The organism is Treponema denticola, from assembly GCF_024181605.1.
In the GTDB taxonomy this organism is placed as follows: Bacteria; Spirochaetota; Spirochaetia; order Treponematales; family Treponemataceae; genus Treponema_B; species Treponema_B denticola_B.
Genome location: NZ_CP054477.1, coordinates 2,442,123 through 2,459,745 on the forward strand (window position 1 = coordinate 2,442,123; position 17,623 = coordinate 2,459,745).

The 17,623-nt window shown below is 34.2% G+C and carries 15 protein-coding genes; 10 read left to right on the forward strand and 5 right to left on the reverse strand.

Features of this window, described 5'->3' with window-relative positions; all coding sequences use genetic code 11:
• Positions 1 to 60: 60 nt before the first annotated feature.
• Entirely contained in the window at positions 61 to 384 is a 324-nt protein-coding gene (gene trxA, locus E4N80_RS11445; protein WP_253701064.1) for a thioredoxin, read from the reverse strand.
• Positions 385 to 597: 213 nt separating this feature from the next.
• Here trxA and rny point away from each other — a divergent pair, with 213 nt between their 5' ends.
• Complete coding sequence (rny, locus tag E4N80_RS11450) at positions 598 to 2,127, forward strand: ribonuclease Y (RefSeq protein WP_253699314.1); 1,530 nt, start codon at positions 598 to 600, stop codon at positions 2,125 to 2,127.
• 45 nt (positions 2,128 to 2,172) lie between these two features.
• On the opposite strand, the gene E4N80_RS11455 is transcribed toward rny, so the two are convergent.
• Genes E4N80_RS11455 through E4N80_RS11465 form a run of 3 tightly spaced genes read right to left on the reverse strand, consistent with a single transcriptional unit; the run spans position 2,173 to position 4,687 of the window.
• The gene (locus E4N80_RS11455) at positions 2,173 to 2,583 is read right to left on the reverse strand and encodes a type II toxin-antitoxin system VapC family toxin (protein ID WP_002666459.1); all 411 of its coding nucleotides are present in this window, start codon (positions 2,581 to 2,583) and stop codon (positions 2,173 to 2,175) included.
• Positions 2,567 to 2,818, reverse strand: coding sequence for a hypothetical protein (locus E4N80_RS11460; protein WP_253699315.1), 252 nt, complete (start codon positions 2,816 to 2,818; stop codon positions 2,567 to 2,569). The genes E4N80_RS11455 and E4N80_RS11460 overlap by 17 nt, the downstream gene beginning before the upstream one ends.
• A 57-nt stretch (positions 2,819 to 2,875) precedes the next feature.
• Positions 2,876 to 4,687 carry an ABC transporter ATP-binding protein gene (locus tag E4N80_RS11465; protein ID WP_253699316.1) on the reverse strand — a complete coding sequence of 604 codons (1,812 nt, stop codon included), beginning with the start codon at positions 4,685 to 4,687 and terminating at the stop codon, positions 2,876 to 2,878.
• Between the two features lie 183 nt (positions 4,688 to 4,870).
• Here E4N80_RS11465 and E4N80_RS11470 point away from each other — a divergent pair, with 183 nt between their 5' ends.
• The 7 genes from E4N80_RS11470 to E4N80_RS11500 all read left to right on the forward strand — a co-directional run bounded on the left by E4N80_RS11470 (position 4,871) and on the right by E4N80_RS11500 (position 14,634).
• Entirely contained in the window at positions 4,871 to 6,451 is a 1,581-nt protein-coding gene (locus tag E4N80_RS11470) for a type I restriction-modification system subunit M (RefSeq protein ID WP_002684826.1), read from the forward strand.
• Entirely contained in the window at positions 6,444 to 7,226 is a 783-nt protein-coding gene (rhuM, locus tag E4N80_RS11475) for a RhuM family protein (RefSeq protein WP_253699317.1), read from the forward strand. The genes E4N80_RS11470 and rhuM overlap by 8 nt, the downstream gene beginning before the upstream one ends.
• Complete coding sequence (locus E4N80_RS11480) at positions 7,223 to 8,479, forward strand: restriction endonuclease subunit S (RefSeq protein WP_253699318.1); 1,257 nt, start codon at positions 7,223 to 7,225, stop codon at positions 8,477 to 8,479. The genes rhuM and E4N80_RS11480 overlap by 4 nt, the downstream gene beginning before the upstream one ends.
• A complete protein-coding gene (locus tag E4N80_RS11485; protein WP_253699319.1) occupies positions 8,476 to 9,147 on the forward strand; it encodes a restriction endonuclease subunit S in 672 nt (223 codons plus the stop codon). The genes E4N80_RS11480 and E4N80_RS11485 overlap by 4 nt, the downstream gene beginning before the upstream one ends.
• Before the next feature lie 21 nt (positions 9,148 to 9,168).
• Entirely contained in the window at positions 9,169 to 10,290 is a 1,122-nt protein-coding gene (locus E4N80_RS11490) for an AAA family ATPase (RefSeq protein ID WP_253699320.1), read from the forward strand.
• A gap of 5 nt (positions 10,291 to 10,295) precedes the next feature.
• Complete coding sequence (locus E4N80_RS11495) at positions 10,296 to 13,319, forward strand: type I restriction endonuclease subunit R (RefSeq protein WP_002684821.1); 3,024 nt, start codon at positions 10,296 to 10,298, stop codon at positions 13,317 to 13,319.
• A gap of 181 nt (positions 13,320 to 13,500) precedes the next feature.
• Entirely contained in the window at positions 13,501 to 14,634 is a 1,134-nt protein-coding gene (locus E4N80_RS11500) for a Fic family protein (RefSeq protein WP_010688933.1), read from the forward strand.
• Here the strand turns inward: E4N80_RS11500 and E4N80_RS11505 are convergent.
• Positions 14,627 to 15,157: an O-acetyl-ADP-ribose deacetylase gene (locus E4N80_RS11505; protein WP_253699321.1), complete on the reverse strand. Its 531-nt coding sequence runs from the start codon at positions 15,155 to 15,157 to the stop codon at positions 14,627 to 14,629. The genes E4N80_RS11500 and E4N80_RS11505 overlap by 8 nt on opposite strands.
• Positions 15,158 to 15,427: 270 nt before the next feature.
• Between E4N80_RS11505 and dnaN the strand changes: the two genes are divergently transcribed.
• Both dnaN and recF read left to right on the forward strand, forming a co-directional pair.
• Positions 15,428 to 16,531, forward strand: coding sequence for a DNA polymerase III subunit beta (gene dnaN, locus E4N80_RS11510; protein ID WP_253699322.1), 1,104 nt, complete (start codon positions 15,428 to 15,430; stop codon positions 16,529 to 16,531).
• 8 nt (positions 16,532 to 16,539) lie between these two features.
• A complete protein-coding gene (gene recF / locus E4N80_RS11515) occupies positions 16,540 to 17,622 on the forward strand; it encodes a DNA replication/repair protein RecF (protein WP_253699323.1) in 1,083 nt (360 codons plus the stop codon).
• The last annotated feature ends 1 nt before the right edge of the window (position 17,623 follow it).

Consider the following 17,623-nt stretch of genomic DNA (forward strand, 5'->3'; position numbering starts at 1 on the left):
CTCTTTAAAACAGTTAAAAACAAAAAAGGCGGGAGCTTTAAAAGCTTCCCGCCTTTTCTTTTAGATATGCTTTGAAACAAAGTCTACAAGGTCTTTTTTCGGCATATAGCCTGTGTGCCTATCCACCTCTTTTCCGTCTTTTAAAACGATGAGGGTAGGTATTGACATAAACTTAAATTTTACTGCCAATTCGCGTGCATTATCCACATTAGACTGTGCAATCACAGCCTTGTCGCCGAGTTCCGCCTCGGCAGCCTGCAGCTCAGGACTGAGCTGTACGCATCCCGGTCACCACGGTGCCCAAAAGTCAATTAAAACGGGCTTGGCGGTCTTTACTGTTTCATCAAAATTAGCATTTGTAATATCCAATACTGCCATAATCATCTCCTTATAATTTAGATTAGAAAAAATCATTTTTCCCGATTAGTTACAATATACAAAATTCTAAAATATAGGGCAAGCCGGAAAATCGATTTATTTTTTCTAATAAAAGCGATAAAAATTTTTTATAAATTATTTTCAAAATTTTTATTGACTTTTTTTTCAATTGCCTGTATTATGAGACTGGACAGTAGTACACTTTTTAGGAGCATACCGATGAATTGGATTTTGTATGTCATCCTTCCTGCTGTCTGTATAATTCTTGGATGGACGATTCGCTGGCTTTATGCCAGATTTCAACTATCTGCTTCTGAACAACGTGCAGAACGGATTTTACAGGAGGCAATTAAAGATGCCGAAGCTCAGAAGAAGGAATTTCTTCTTGAAGCAAAAGAGCAGCTGATTCGGGAACAAAAACAGCAGGAACGGGAAAATAGAGAACGCAGGAGTGATCTCCAGCGTTTCGAACGCAGATTGGCACAAAAAGAGGAAATCCTCGATAAACGTGTCGAAACTGTAGAAAAACAAGAAAAAGAACTTATCAAGAGAGAAGCCGCACTTGATGAGAAGACTGAATTTTTAAGCGGCGAAGAAGAAAGATATAGGGAGGAATTGGAAAGGATTTCCGGTTTAACCCAGCAGCAGGCAAAGGATTTGATTATCCGTGACTTGGAAACTGAAGCAAAGCATGATGCGGTTACTATTATAAATAAGATAGAACAAGAAGCTCAGCTGACAGCAGAAAAAAAAGCACAGGATATTCTGATTACGACGATTCAACGTCTTGCAACGGAAACGGCCAGCGACATTACTGTCTCAACGGTCAGCTTGCCCAGCGATGAGATGAAAGGAAGGATTATCGGCCGAGAGGGCCGCAATATCCGAGCCTTGGAAACTCTTACCGGTGTGGACATAATCATCGATGATACCCCTGAGGCTGTTGTAGTATCTTGTTTCGACCCTGTGCGCAAAGAAATTGCGAGGGTTGCCTTGGAAAGATTGATTCTTGACGGCCGAATTCACCCGGCTCGTATTGAAGAGATTGTGCAAAAGGTAACCAGAGAAATTTCGCAAAAGGTTTATGAAGAAGGAGAAAGGGTTCTATTCGACCTCGGCATCCATAATATGAACCAAGAAGGCGTAAGGGCCTTGGGAAGGCTTTATTTTAGAACAAGCTATGGGCAAAATGTGCTTCAGCATTCTAAAGAAGTAGCCATAATCGCAGGAATGATCGCAAGCGAAATCGGTGCAAATGTCGAAATTGCAAAACGCGGTGCCTTACTGCATGATGTCGGAAAGGGAGCAGAAACCGATTCCGATAAAAACCATGCCGAAATAGGAATGGAGCTTGCAAAGAGGATCAATGAAGATCCGAGGGTTATCAATGCCGTAGGTGCTCACCACAATGATATAGAGCCTACCTGTGTTGAATCGGTAATCGTACAGATTGCAGATGCAATTTCGGCTGCAAGACCTGGAGCAAGACGCGAAACTATGGATAATTATGTTAAGCGGCTTGAAAACCTTGAACAGCTGGCTGAAGGCTTTAGCGGAGTTGAAAAAGCTTACGCAATCCAGGCTGGAAGGGAATTGCGGGTTGTTATCAACAACGAGAAGATTTCCGATGCCGATACCAAGATTTTGGCCCGGGACATTGCAAAAAAAATCGAAAACGATTTGCAGTACCCCGGAAGAATCCGCGTAACCCTTATACGCGAAACACGTATCGTAGAATACGCCCGCTAAAAAAAATCAATCAAAAAAAGCCCTCGAAATCGAGGGCTTTTTTATTTATAAGCTCTTTAAAAACTCGGAAGGTGTATAAACCGGTATTTTTGAAGAGAAAAAATCTTTTTTATTCCGTGTAATTATACAGTCAACAAATTCTTCTAAGGCACATTGATATTGCAATCCGTCTTCAAAATCAGTAAATTCCGTATTTTTCAAGGCCTCCAAAACGGAATTCTTATCGGCTCTTCCAATTTCAATAATTTCAAATAAATTATAAAAAATATCTCTCAAGGTTTCCGGTGAAACATATTTTTTTAATAAATAAAACAGAGTAGAAACTGTATGAACTGCCACTATGCCTATTATTTCTCCATCTCTACATTTACTTATTATTTTTTCAGCCTCATTAAAAAACACGGGCCGTTTTGATAGAAAATCGACTATTATGTTCGTATCAAGTAATACTTTCATATTTTTTTAAAGCTGCTTCCTTATATTCCTTTTTATAATCAATATCGGAAGGTATGCATCCTGTATAGTTTAATAAATTTTCATATGCAACAATTTTTTCTTTGCGGCCATTTTTTTCAGAGCAGCCTTTATTATTTCTTTTTGATTTTAAGAACAAGTATTCAATATAATTTTGAACCTCACTCTGAAATTCTTTTGGAAGTAAATTATATCGTTTCAATAACAAATCACTCATAAATGCCTCCACTAATAATATACTTTATGCCCTCATATCTGTCAATATCTCAATTTATCAGCCATACCGGGCACTTTGTTTTTTAAACATTTCGGCATAGCGGCCGTTTTTGTTTATAAGCTCGGTGTGAGTGCCGGTTTCCGCGATTGAGCCGTCTTCAACTACGATTATTCTATCGACACTGCGGCAAAGAGCTAACCTGTGTGTAACGACTATCGCCGTTTTTCCTTTCATAAGTTCAATCATAGCGTCAAGGACATCATGCTCGGAATCGGGATCAAGAGCCGAGGTAGGTTCGTCCAAAAGAATTATTTCCCTATCCGCCCAAGCACAACGCATTAGGGCAAGTCTCTGCCATTGGCCTCCCGATAAATCAAGCCCTCCTTCAAACTGCCTTGTAAGCAGGGTCTTAGGTTCTAACATTGAATTTGCTATCGGAAAACACTTATAAAGCTCTTCAAATTTAAAGGCATCTATCTTAAAATCTTTTTTTTCAGCTTTAAAAGAATCCGGCTCATCATTAAACTGCTCGGCAATCTCGGAAATTGCTGCATTTTCTTCAAATGTCATAGGAAAACGGGCAAAGTCTTGGTAAACGGCCGCAAAAGACCTTCTTAAATCATTAACCGCAATCTCTTTTGAATTTTTCCCATTAAAAAAATAGGCTCCTTCAAAATCGGGATACATTCCGCTTATGATTTTAATCAAAGTAGATTTACCGGAACCGTTTGCCCCGACAAAGGCTATTTTTTCTCCTTTTTTAATTTCAAGGTTTATATCTTTAAGAGCCTTTTCTTCACATTTAGGATAAGAAAATGAAAGAGATTTTAAAACTATAACATTTTGTGCTGTCTGAGGAGGATTTATTTTCTCATCATAGGGCTGGCTCTTTTCGATGATTGTTTCATCGTAGTTTATAACATCAAAATAAGGCTTTAACCTGTTAAAATCGCTTTTAAGATCGACACCGAATAAAAGTACGGTAAAGGCATTTTGCCGCAGCTGAATAACCGCCGTAACCGCAAAAACGAAGGCACCGGTTGTTAAGGCGTTTCGGCTCACAAGCATATATAAGTATGCAATCACAGTACAATCCACAAGCCCCTCAAAAATATGGGCTAAAAGGGTCATTCCCATGCTTTTATTTCTAAGCTGGGAAGTTTCCCTTAAAAGATTATATCTATTTTTCTTCCATCTTTTTAGAATAAATGAAGCGGCATTCCACAGACGTATTTCTTTTGCAAAGGCAGAATCCAAAAGAATGTGCTCATGAACGGAGGCCTCCTTGTAGGACTCTCCGTTTTGAATTTCCAAGGCCCATAGCCTTTCTTCAAGATTCCATTTTATAATTAAACTCGGTAAAAAACCCGCTATCAGAGCAAGGGGCACCCACCAAGCCGTCGTAATTCCAATCCATAAAAAAGGCAAAGAACCCAGCACTCCCGAAAAAAGCATAGCAAGAGAATTAAAAAAGCTGTTAAATTTGGGAATGAGTTGATCGGCCAGTCTTAACTTATTTAAAAAATCCGGATTTTCAAATATGTCTATGTACGCATATTTTGAAACCTTTTCCAAAAGTCTTTCTTTCATTTCCAAAAAGATTTTACCTTCCATATAGGTAGAATAGGTCCAGCGGATAGCTTCAAAACTGTCGTTTGTAACTAAAAATGCCCCTATAAAGATTATGTATAGAATAACATTTTGAACTTGGGAAAGGTTTGAAAGAGCATCGATTGTTTTTGAAAGAGCCCAAAAGCTCACAAAGGGAGCCAAGGCTGACACAAGGGCTAAAAAGAACAAGACCGAAAGCTGTTTAAAAGGCAATATCGAAAAAAAATTATTTTTAAAATTTAAAGTCTTGGGAGTCATTTAAATTTACCTAAATTGAGTACATTATAAATAAAGAAATTGTATTGTCAATGCTTGGAAACTAAAAAAATAATAACAAAATACACAATAAATACACTAGTTGGAACTCTCTCAAATTTATTGTATAATAGCGAATAAATTTTATTAAAAAATTTAAAATGAACGTATAAAAAGGCAGCGAGAATGTCCGATTACTCAAAAGCAAATAATGGAATAATACAAAGAACAGAGCTACACAGAAAAATTTGGTCTATTGCAGATAATGTAAGGGGAGCGGTAGACGGTTGGGATTTTAAGCAATATATATTGGGAATTCTTTTTTACCGATTTATATCGGAAAACATGACCGAATTTTTTAACTCTGCAGAACATGAAGCAGGTGACACTGATTTTGACTATGCAAAGATTTCCGATAAAGAAGCTGAGACAGATTTTAGACCGAATACCGTAGAAGACAAGGGCTTTTTCATCCTGCCGAGTCAGCTATTTAAAAATGTTGCAGCAAAAGCAAAAGATAACGAAAATTTAAATACCGATTTAGCTAATATCTTTAAAGCAATTGAAGGAAGTGCCGTCGGCTTTGCCTCAGAAGACGATATAAAGGGTTTATTTGAAGATGTGGACACAACAAGTAATCGCCTAGGCGGAACAGTGGCCGAAAAGAACAAGCGGTTAACAGATATATTGACGGGAATTGCAGAAATCAATTTCGGAGATTTTAAAAACAACGATATAGATGCATTCGGCGATGCCTATGAATATTTGATTTCCAATTATGCAAGCAATGCGGGAAAATCGGGAGGAGAATTTTTTACTCCGCAAACGGTATCAAAACTTTTAGCTCGGCTTGTCATGGACGGAAAAACAAGTATTAACAAGGTATATGACCCGACCTGCGGGAGCGGCTCCTTGCTTTTGCAAATGAAAAAACAGTTTGACGAACATATTATAGACGAAGGTTTTTTCGGACAGGAAATAAACATGACCAATTTTAACCTTGCCCGTATGAATATGTTTTTACACAATGTCAACTACAACAATTTTTCTATTAAGCGGGGCGACACCCTTTTAAATCCTCTTCACAAAAATGAAAAACCCTTTGATGCTATCGTCTCAAACCCGCCCTACTCAATCAAATGGGTAGGCGATGATGACCCGACTCTTATAAACGATGAGCGGTACGCCCCGGCGGGAAAACTGGCACCGAAATCTTACGCCGACTACGCCTTTATTATGCACTCCTTGAGTTATCTTTCCAGCCAAGGACGGGCAGCCATTGTATGCTTTCCGGGGATTTTTTACCGCAAAGGAGCGGAAAGAATAATCCGTAAATATATGGTGGATAATAACTTCATAGACTGTATAATTCAGCTTCCTGAAAATTTATTTTTCGGAACCTCGATAGCAACCTGTGTCTTGGTAATGGCAAAGAATAAAACAGAAAATAAAATTTTATTTATTGATGCAAGTAAAGAATTTAAAAAAGAGACAAACAACAATATTTTAGAAGAAAAAAACATAGATACGATAGTTGAAGAATTTAGAAATAGAAGCGGCAAAGAATATTTTTCGCGATATGTAGAAAGAGACGAAATCGAAGAAAATGACTATAATCTTTCCGTTTCAACCTATGTCGAAAAAGAAGATACGAGAGAAATCATAGACATTAAAGTGCTGAATAGGGAAATCGCGAAAACCGTCAGCAGGATAGATAAACTAAGAGCTGCCATAAACGAAATCGTCAAGGAGCTTGAAGATGAATAAAGAAATAAAAAATGATAATGGTGAAATTCTAATTTATAATACGGAAGATGGTTTAACAAAAATAGACGTTCATTTTGTTGATGAAACGGTTTGGTTATCACAACAACAAATGTCCGACTTATTTCAAACATCAAGAACTAATGTGGTTGAACATATTAAAAATATATATGAAGAAGAGTTGGATGAAAATTCAACCTGTCGGAAATTCCGACAGGTTCGTACAGAGGGCAATCGCACTGTTACAAGAGAAATACCGTTTTATAATCTGGATATGATAATTTCGCTCGGCTATAGAGTGAAATCAAGAATTGCAACCAATTTTAGAAAGTGGGCTACAGAAAGGCTAAAAGAGTATATCATCAAAGGTTTTGCGATAGACGATGATAGACTCAAAAACCTTGGAGGCAGCAATTACTTTAAAGAACTTTTAGACAGAATCAGGGATATCCGTTCAAGCGAAAAGGTTTTTTACCGGCAACTTTTGGATTTATTTGCCACTAGCATCGACTACAACGCGAATACCGAAGAAGCCAAATTATTTTTTGCAACCGTACAAAACAAGATGCATTATGCGATACACAATCACACGGCAGCCGAATTGATTTACGGCCGAGTAGACAGCGAAAAAGAGTTTATGGGACTTACCATATTTAAAGGAGAACTTCCCACCTTAAAAAAAGCTAAAACGGCAAAAAACTATCTTACGGAAAAAAACGATCTAAATGAATTAAAACACCTCGAAACCCTTGCTAAAAAAGGCGGCACAAAAAAATGAATAAGATAGATGAAATGTTGAAAAATGAAAAAGTAGAATGGAAGAGATTGGGAGAGGTTTGTTATATTCAACGAGGTCGTATAATCTCCAAAACATATTTAGAGCAAAATAAAGGAAATTATCCTGTTTATTCATCTCAAACGAAAAATAATGGAGAAATAGGAAGTATAGACACTTATGATTTTGATGGAGAATATGTCACATGGACAACTGATGGAGCATATGCAGGTACAGTATTCTATAGAAATGAAAAATTTTCAATTACTAATATTTGCGGATTAATATCACCTAAAAATTCTGAATATCTATCGACAAAATTTATTACTTATTGGTTACAAATAGAAGCAAAAAAATATGTAAAAGGAGGCTCTGGAAATCCTAAATTAATGAGCAACGTTGTATCAGATATATTTATTCCTATCCCTTCTTTACAAACCCAAGAAAAAATCGTAAAAATACTTGATACCTTTACAGAATTACAAACAGAATTACAAACAGAATTACAAACAAGAATCAAACAATATTCTTATTATCGAGATATGCTGTTAAGTGAAAAGTATTTAAATAAGATTTCTGAAAATTTTTTTGTACAATCAAATAATATAATCAATAAAATAAAATTAAGTGCAATAGTCGAATTAACTCGAGGCAAAAGATTAGTAAGAAGTGAACTATACAAAAAAGGTAAATACCCTGTATTTCAAAACAGCTTAACACCTTTAGGCTATTATAATGAGAAGAATTTTTGTAGAAATAAAACCTGTATTATAGGAGCAGGAGCAGCCGGAGAAATTTTTTATCAAGATAAAGATTTTTGGGCAGCTGATGATGTCTTTGTTCTGACAACAAACAAAGCTTCCAACAAATATTTATATTATTTCCTGTTAAATAAACAAAATTTTATAAAATCAAAAGTCAGAAAAGCGAGTATACCGAGATTATCACGAGATACACTTGAAAATATAGAAATTTTACTGCCTCCGTTAGAACTCCAAAACAAAGTAGTACAAATATTAGATAAATTCCAATCATTGGTTGAAGACACAAAAGGCTTACTCCCTCAAGAAATTGAACAAAGGAAAAAACAATATGAATATTATCGTGACACCCTCTTGACATCTTTTGTAAAATGTGATGCTGACGACAGCAGACAGCAGACAGCAGACAGCAGACAGCAGACAGCAGACAGCAGACAGCAGACAGCAGACAGCAGACAGCAGACAGCAGACAGCAGACAGCAGACAGTCAGTTGATATCAAATGATTATTTTGTTTTATTAAAAGAGGCTGCGGATATTGTGGGTATAAAAATTTTTGGTGTAGAATGGAAAACACTTGGTAATATCGGAAGTTTTGAAAATGGTATAGGAATGCCGAAAGTTTTATTTAATGAAAACGGAACTGTAGGAGCAATTCACTATGGACATATCTATACAAAGTATAATATATTTGTGAATAATCCAATTGTAAAAGTAACTAAGCAAGCTGCTGAAACACTTAAAAAAGTAAAAAAAGGAGATTTGGTAATCGCAAAAACATCTGAAAATGTAGATGATGTTATGAAAACTATAGCATATTTAGGTGATAAAGACGCTGTAACAGGCGGACATGCGGCCGTTTTTAGACATAAAGAAAATCCCAAATATTTATCATATGTTTTTAACGGGGCAAACTATATGATAAAGCAAAAGAATAAATTGGCAAGGGGAGTTAAAGTGATAGAGCTGTCAATCACGGGCATGGAAAAAATAATAATCCCCCTCCCCTCTCTCGCTGTTCAAGAATACATCGTATCCATCCTTGATAAATTCGATACATTAATACATAATATCTCGGAAGGACTGCCAAAAGAAATTGAACAAAGAAAAAAACAATATGAATATTATCGGGGGGAATTGCTGAATTTCCCAAAAGCAAATTAAATATATAGAGAGATATAAAGCATGGAAGAATACAATTCTTTAACAGAAATAGCTCAAAGAATAAAAGATTCAAGTAAAAAGATTACTTTACTATATGCGTTTAACGGTACAGGAAAAACCAGATTATCTATGGACTTCAAAAACTTGGTCAATGAGGTAAAAGATGATGATGCAATTAAACATGTAATATATTATAATGCATTTACAGAAGATTTATTTTTTTGGGATAATGATTTAGAGAATGATAATGAAAGAAAATTAAAAATTAATAAAAACTCCGAATTCATTGACCTGATAGAAAGGCAGGGAAAAGAAACCGAAATAGCAAAAAGATTTAAAGAATTTACCTTTTCAAAAATTGAACCGGATATAAATATAAATACCGGAGAGATTACCTTTAGTTTACCGACAGGAGATAAAAAAGCTATCCCAAATATAAAGATTTCTAAAGGCGAAGAAAGTATTTTTATTTGGACTGTATTTTTTGTCCTAATGGAAACGATTATATCTGAACTAAATATTGACGAAATCAGTGATAGAAGTACAGATGAATTCAATTCTATTCAGTATATTTTTATAGATGATCCTGTATCTTCTTTAGATGATAATAATCTAATACATCTGGCTATTTCTCTGAGTAAGGTAATAGCTGATTCAAAAAATGATGAATTAAGGTTTATAATCACAACACATCATGCATTATTTTACAATGTATTGTTTAATGAATTTAAGAGCGAAAGAAATATATCAGGTAATAAAAAAGAATATTGTTTATTACAAAAAAATGATAATAATAGGTATTTGCTTAATAAGCAAAATGATGCACCATTTGGATATCACTTATTTATCAAAACAATAATTCAAGAAGCAATTGATAATAATAAAATTGAGCGATATCATTTTATGCTGTTCAGAAATTTATTAGAGAAAACCGCAACTTTTCTCGGTTATAATAGTTGGGGTGATTTGATTGCGATTGAAAAGATGTCTGAAGAAGATAAAAAAGCATATATAAGATTTATTAATTTATTTTCACATAACAAAATATCAGATTTAGAAGCAAAAGAACTAAAGCAATATGAAAAAAAATTATTGGACGTTTTATTCAATAATTTTAAAAAAACGTATAAATGGAAGGAGTAATTTAAATGCCTGAAGACAGTATAAAATACGGTACATCTACCATAGCCGAAATGACCAATGGAATTATCTTAGCCCATTTTGAAAAAGGCTTATATGCAGAAGAGACATCATATCAAAGCGAGTCAGAACTTGAACAAACTATGATTGATAATTTGGTTTCGCAAGGCTATGAAAGACTTGCAATAAGATCAAATGAAGACTTATATGCAAATTTAAAAATCCAAATTGAAAAATTAAATGGTATTACATTTTCATTGGAAGAATGGAATCGTTTTTTACAGGAATATTTGGATGCTCCAAACGATGGTATGATCGAAAAAACCCGCAAAGTCCAAGAAAATCATGTTTATGATTTTATCTTTGATGATGGGCATGTAAAAAATATAAAAATCATCGACAAAAAAAATATTCATAATAATTTTTTACAGGTAATAAATCAGGTTGTTGGAGAAGGAACTAAACGCAACCGTTACGATGTAACGGTATTAGTAAACGGCTTACCTCTTGTGCATATTGAATTAAAAAAACGCGGCGTAAATCTCCACGAAGCCTTTAATCAAATCCACCGATACAGTAAAGAAAGCTTTAACAGCAACAATTCCCTATATAAATATGTACAAATTTTTGTTATTTCCAACGGAACATACACCAGATATTTTGCAAATACCACAGCCCAAAATAAAAATAATTATGAATTTACCTGTGAATGGGCGGATGCAAAAAACAGGATTATTCGGGATTTGGAAGATTTTACAAAAACCTTTTTTGAAAAACGGGTTATCCTTGAAGTTCTTACAAAGTATTGCGTATTTGATGTTAATAACACCCTCCTCATTATGAGGCCTTATCAAATTGCAGCAGCCGAACGGATTTTATGGAAAATAAAATCAAGCTATGAAGCAAAAAAAGCAGGAAAGCAAGGAGCAGGCGGTTTTATTTGGCATACAACAGGTTCAGGCAAAACGCTTACCTCTTTTAAAGCTGCACGGCTTGCAACTGAACTGAATTTTATCGGCAAGATATTTTTTGTAGTAGACAGAAAAGATTTGGATTACCAAACCATGAAGGAGTATCAAAGATTTCAACCTGACAGTGTAAACGGAAGCAAGGATACAAAAAAGCTCAAAGAATCAATTGAAAAAGATGACAACCGAATCGTAGTTACCACAATTCAAAAATTGAATGAATTTGTCAAAAAAAATCCTTCTCATGAAATTTATGATAAGCATTGTGTTCTTATATTTGATGAATGTCATCGCTCTCAATTCGGAGAGGCTCAGAAAAATATAAGAAAATCTTTTAAAAAGCATTATCAATTCGGCTTTACGGGAACTCCTATATTCCCCGAAAATTCTTTTGGAGGCGATACTACATCGGGAATATTCGGAGCGCAGCTCCACAGTTATGTTATTACGGATGCAATTCGTGACGGAAAAGTTTTAAAATTTAAGGTTGACTATAATAACATTACGCCAAAATTTAAAACTGCAGAGAAAGAAGAAGACGAAAAAAAATTAGCTGCGTTGGAAAAAAAGATGCTGCTTCATCCTGAGCGGATAGCAGAAATAACAAAACATATTTTAAAAGTATTCGATACAAAGACACATAGAAACGAGTATTATGATTTAAAGCATAGAAGATTAAACGGCTTTAATGCTATGTTTGCTGTACAAAGCATTGAAGCAGCAAAATTATATTATGAAGAATTTCAAAAACAACAAGAAAATTTACCCGAAGAAAAAAAATTAAAAATCGCAACTATTTACAGTTTTGCAGCCAATGAAGAGCAAGCAGCCATCGGCGAAATATCTGAAGAAAATTTTGATGTATCCGCGATGGATTCTACTTCAAAAGAATTTTTAGACAAGGTTATTGCGGATTATAACGGATATTTCAAAACAAACTTTTCGACAAACGGCTATGAGTTTCAAAACTATTACAAAGATTTATCGCTGAAAGTAAAAGATAAAGAAGTCGATCTGCTTATTGTTGTCGGAATGTTTTTAACCGGCTTTGATGCCCCGACATTAAATACATTATTTGTAGACAAAAATCTTAAATTTCACGGACTCATTCAAGCTTTTTCAAGAACAAACCGTATACTAAATAAAGTAAAAACCTTTGGAAATATCGTTTGTTTTAGAGACTTGGAAAAAGCAACTCAAGATGCCATCAAAACTTTTGGCGATGAAAACAGTGTAAATATTATTTTGGAAAAAAGCTATGAAGAATATATACATGGTTTTACTGATGAAGAGACAGGAGCAGTTATAAAAGGCTATATAGAAATATGCAATGAACTTACAACCAAATTTCCCGATCCTGCCGAAATTGTACGCGAATCGGAGAAAAAAGAATTTGTAAGGCTCTTTGGAGAACTATTGCAAGCTGAAAATATTCTAAGAAACTTTGACGAATTTGAAAACTTTGAAAGAATCATCTCCGAAAGACAAATGCAGGATATGAAAAGTGTCTATGTTGATATCAGAGAAGCCGTTTTCAATTCGCAGCGGCACGATAAAATCGGCGGAGAATATATTGATTTTTCAGACATAGAATTCCAAATTGATTTACTTAAAACGGATGAAATAAATTTGGATTATATTTTGGCTTTGATTTTTGAAAAATCAAAAGGTAATGATGATATTGAAAATTTAAAATCAGAAGTTCGCAGGGTTATAAGATCAAGTCTAGGCACTAGAGCAAAAGAAGAATTGATTATGGACTTTATAAACAAAACTAAATTATCCGAATTAAAAAATACCGATGACATACTTGAAAACTTTTACAGTTTTGCAAAAAAGGAAAAAGAAAATAAGATTAAAAATTTAGTCGAAGAAGAAAAATTAAAAGAAGAATCGAGGCGGTTTATAGAAAAAGCCATAGGAAGGGGTTATGTAGAATATGCAGGAGATGAGCTAGATCGCATTATACCGCCTACATCACGCCGTCACGGAGCAAGAGAAAAGAAAAAAGAATCTGTTTTGGATAAAATAAGAAATATCGTTGAAGTATTCGTCGGCATTTAAATAAATTTCCTTAAATAGGTTTCCATAAAATAAAGAAATTTTATTGTCAAGCATGAAAATACATCAAAAATCGTAATTAAAGTAAATTATAAATTCTCATAATTTACTTTAAGCCTTTAAAGTAAATTATAACTTGCTATTTTGCTAAATTTATGTTAAAATAAGTCCATTAGGAGAAAAAATGGATATAAAAGACTTTAAATCCGGCAGCTTAAAACAAGGATATAAATATCAATATTTTATGCCTGAAAAGATCAATCATGATTTTTCATGGGAAGATCCCTCTATTAACACTCTTTTAGAAAAAGCTTCTTTTCATTTAGGTGCGTTAAATTCTTTTTCATCTCTGGTTCCCGATGCAGATATGTTTATCATAATGCATATTTTTAAAGAAGCCGTTATATCAAACCGTATTGAAGGAACTCGAACAAATATTGAAGAAGCATTAAATGAACAAGACAATTTAGACCCCGAAAAAAGAAACGATTGGCAGGAAGTTCATAATTATGTAAAAGCCATGAATAACGCAATACAGGAGCTTGAAAATTTACCCCTTTCAAATCGTCTGATTAAAAATACTCATAAAATATTGCTTTCAACCGGAAGAGGAGAACATAAAAGTCCGGGAGAATTCCGGATTTCTCAAAATTGGATAGGTGGGACAACTCTTTCGGATGCAGTTTTTATTCCTCCTGCACATGAAGAACTTCCCGAGCTTTTATCGGACTTGGAGCTTTTTTTAAATAATACCAATATCAACATTCCGCACTTAATACGTATTGCAATAGCCCACTACCAATTTGAAACGATACATCCATTTTTAGACGGAAATGGACGAATTGGCAGACTTTTGATAAGTCTTTATTTGGTACACAGTAAGGTCTTACAAAAACCGCTTTTATATCTTTCCGATTTTTTTGAAAAAAATAAAACCCTTTATTATGATAACCTCACCTTTGTGCGGACAAAAAATGATATGTCTCAATGGATAAAGTACTTTTTAGAGGGAGTAAGTCAAACTGCCGAAAATTCGGCACAAACCTTAAAGAAAATAATTGAGCTAAAAACCGATTTGGAAAAAAACAAGCTGCTTTCTCTTGGTAAACGTACCAAAACGGCAAATGAATTTTTATATTTCCTTTTTCATAGTCCCGTTATTACAAGTACTGCCCTCCAAAAAGAAATGAAAATTACAGCCAAAACAGCCAATAGCTTAATAGATGCCTTTATCGGACTGAATATACTAAAAGAACGTACAGGATATTCACGAAATAGAATATTTGTTTTTGATAAATACGTCGAGCTTTTTATGTAGTATAATTTTTTCTCATTATTTTCTTATAAATCTCCTCATTTTCCTTTCCAAAGCATACGATAAAAACCTTCATACAATCCTTATGTTCTTTTAAAAACGAGGAAATCTCATTTAAGGCTATTTTTGCAGCTTCTTCTTTAGGATAACCATAAACTCCGGTACTTATACAAGGAAAAGCTATGGATTTACAGCCGTATTCAAAAGCTAAATTCAAACAAGACCTATAAGAATTCGCTAAAAGTTCCGCCTCTCCGTTTTTTCCGTTCTCATAAACAGGACCGGGAGTATGAATCACATATTTTGAAGGAAGTTTATAAGCTCCCGTTATCTTAGCTTCCCCTGTTTTACAGCCCTTTAAGGTTCTACATTCTTCCAATAATTCAGGGCCTGCAGCGGCATGAATAGCCCCGTCAACACCGCTTCCGCCTAAAAGAGTAGTATTTGCAGCGTTTACGATAGCATCTACTTTTAATTTTGTAATATCGGCATTTATTATTTCTATTAAAGTACTTGTATTTTCCATAATTATAGATTATAACATAAAAATCAAAATAAAACACCATATTTTGACTGTATAACCTCTGTATTTTTTTTAGAATATATGTTAATATATGATTAAGTTTTGTGGATAACTTTTTTATTGCTGTATAATCAGTAATAAGGTGTTTATAATTTTACGGACTTATAAATATTTTAATTCCATATCCAATATAGAATTAAGTAACTTATCAACAAATTCACAGGGCTTACTACTATAACTACTAATTATTATAAAAGATATAAGGAGAAAAAAATGAAAATAAGTTTTGACAGAGACACTCTTTTAAAAGAAATATCCATCGCTCAGGAAATTATCGCTACAAAAACGGCTTTAACGATTCTCTCAAATGTATTGCTATCGGTTAAAGACGGAAGCCTTACGATAAAGGCCACCGATATAAAGGTCAGCTTTGAAACAAAAATACCCGTAAACATAATCGAAGAAGGCTCAACAACTGTTTTTTGCGATAAATTTGCAGGTATTCTTTCATCTCTGCCATCAGGTGAAGTAGAAATAGAACAAAAAGACCAAAAAATCACGATAAAATCGGTAGTAAAAAAGGCAAAATTCCAACTTAAAACAATACCTGAAAACGACTTCCCAGCCTTTACGGAACCTACAAATGTAAACTTCTTTAATATTCCCACAAAGGAATTTAAAGAAATGATTCATCAAACTATTTTTTCGGTTTCGGATGATGAAACACGCTATTTTATGAACGGTGTTTATATCGAAAACAAAGAAGATACCTTATATTTTGTTGCAACTGACGGAAGGCGTCTTGCTCATATCAAGAAAAATTTCGGAATACCTATTCCCGAATTTAAAGGAGTAATTGTTCCTCCTAAAATTTTAAACATCATCAACAAAAGAGCATCTGACGAAGGAAATATAGAAGTAGGAATCGGTGAAAAAAACATATTCTTTAATTTTAATTCTTATAAATTTTCTTCTGTTTTGATTGACGGTCAATTCCCCAATTATGAAAGAGTAATCCCTGAAAATCAGAACCTTTCTTTTGAAGTTTCAAGAATGGAATTTATAGAAGCCTTAAAACGCGTTTCTCTTTTGGTAGAATTAAAAACAAGAAGAATATTTTTAAATATTCTTCCCGGTTCTCTTATTATTTCTTCTCAAGAAAATGAAATAGGAAGCGCACGCGAAGAAATTCCTTGTAAATATGACGGTCAAGAAGTTATGCTGGCCTTAAACTATGTTTACATAGAAGATCCTTTAAAGACCATCACTTCAGACAGAATAAAGGTAGAATTTACCGAAGCTATGAAGGCTATAACCTTAAAACCTGAACCTGAAGAAGACTTTTTCCATATAATAATGCCTATGCAGACGGAGTAAGGTTATAAGTGCCCTTTCTTTCCGCCTCTTTCTATAATTTTAGAAATCTGGAAAATGCCACAGTAGATATTTCTTCCCCTGAAGTTTTTTTAGTAGGAAAAAACGGACAGGGGAAAACTAATTTTTTAGAAGCTCTATATGTTTCTTCTTATGGGACTTCTTTTAGAACCCGCTCTTTAGCTCAAATATGTACAAAAGATGAAAAAGAATTCAGTATAAGGGCTCTTTACAAAGAAAGCGATAATATAAGTCATACTATTTCGATAATAATTCAAGATAAAAAAAAAGACATTCAAAAGAATTTTAAAAAAATTAAAAACTCTAAGGAATTGATAAGCACTATTCCCTGTATTTTGTTTCATGGTGATGATATAGAATTTGCCGTCGGAACTCCTTCAAGGAAGAGGTTTTTTATAGATCAATCGGTTTCGCTGTGTAATTCCGACTTTATAGAAGCCTTAGTAAAATATTCAAAGGCTCTAAAATCAAGAAATATAATTTTAGAACAAAAAAAGGCTTCTCTTTTAGATTCTATAGATGAAATTTTTGCTTCCCTTGCTCTTTTAATCACAAACGAAAGAAAAAACATTGTAGAAGAGTATGCAAAGTATTTTTCTTTAATCTATGAAGAGATAAGCGGCGTTTCCGGTGTAGAAATGGTTTACCGTCCCTCGATTAAGGTAGAAAGTGAAGAAGATTTGCTTATCTTGCTTGCAGAAAAACGCCAAAACGATTTGATTGATAGAACAAGCTCTATAGGCCCCCACCGCGATCGCATTCATTTTATAAAGGATAAAAAGCCCTTTACCGAAAGAGCCTCAAACGGCCAAAGGCGGCTTATCTCCCTTGTTTTAAGAATGATTCAAGCCAAAATCTATTCCGAAAAAACCGGCCGAAAACCTATTTTTTTGATGGACGATATTCTTCTAGAACTCGACCCCGAAAAACGCCAAAAATTCATGGAACTCCTCCCCCCCTACGAACAACTCTTTTGCACCTTCCTCCCCGGTGAACCCTACAAAAACTATCAAAAAGAAAACACTAAAATATTTTTTGTTGAAGATGGAAAGTTTAGTGTGGAGAGGGAGTAGA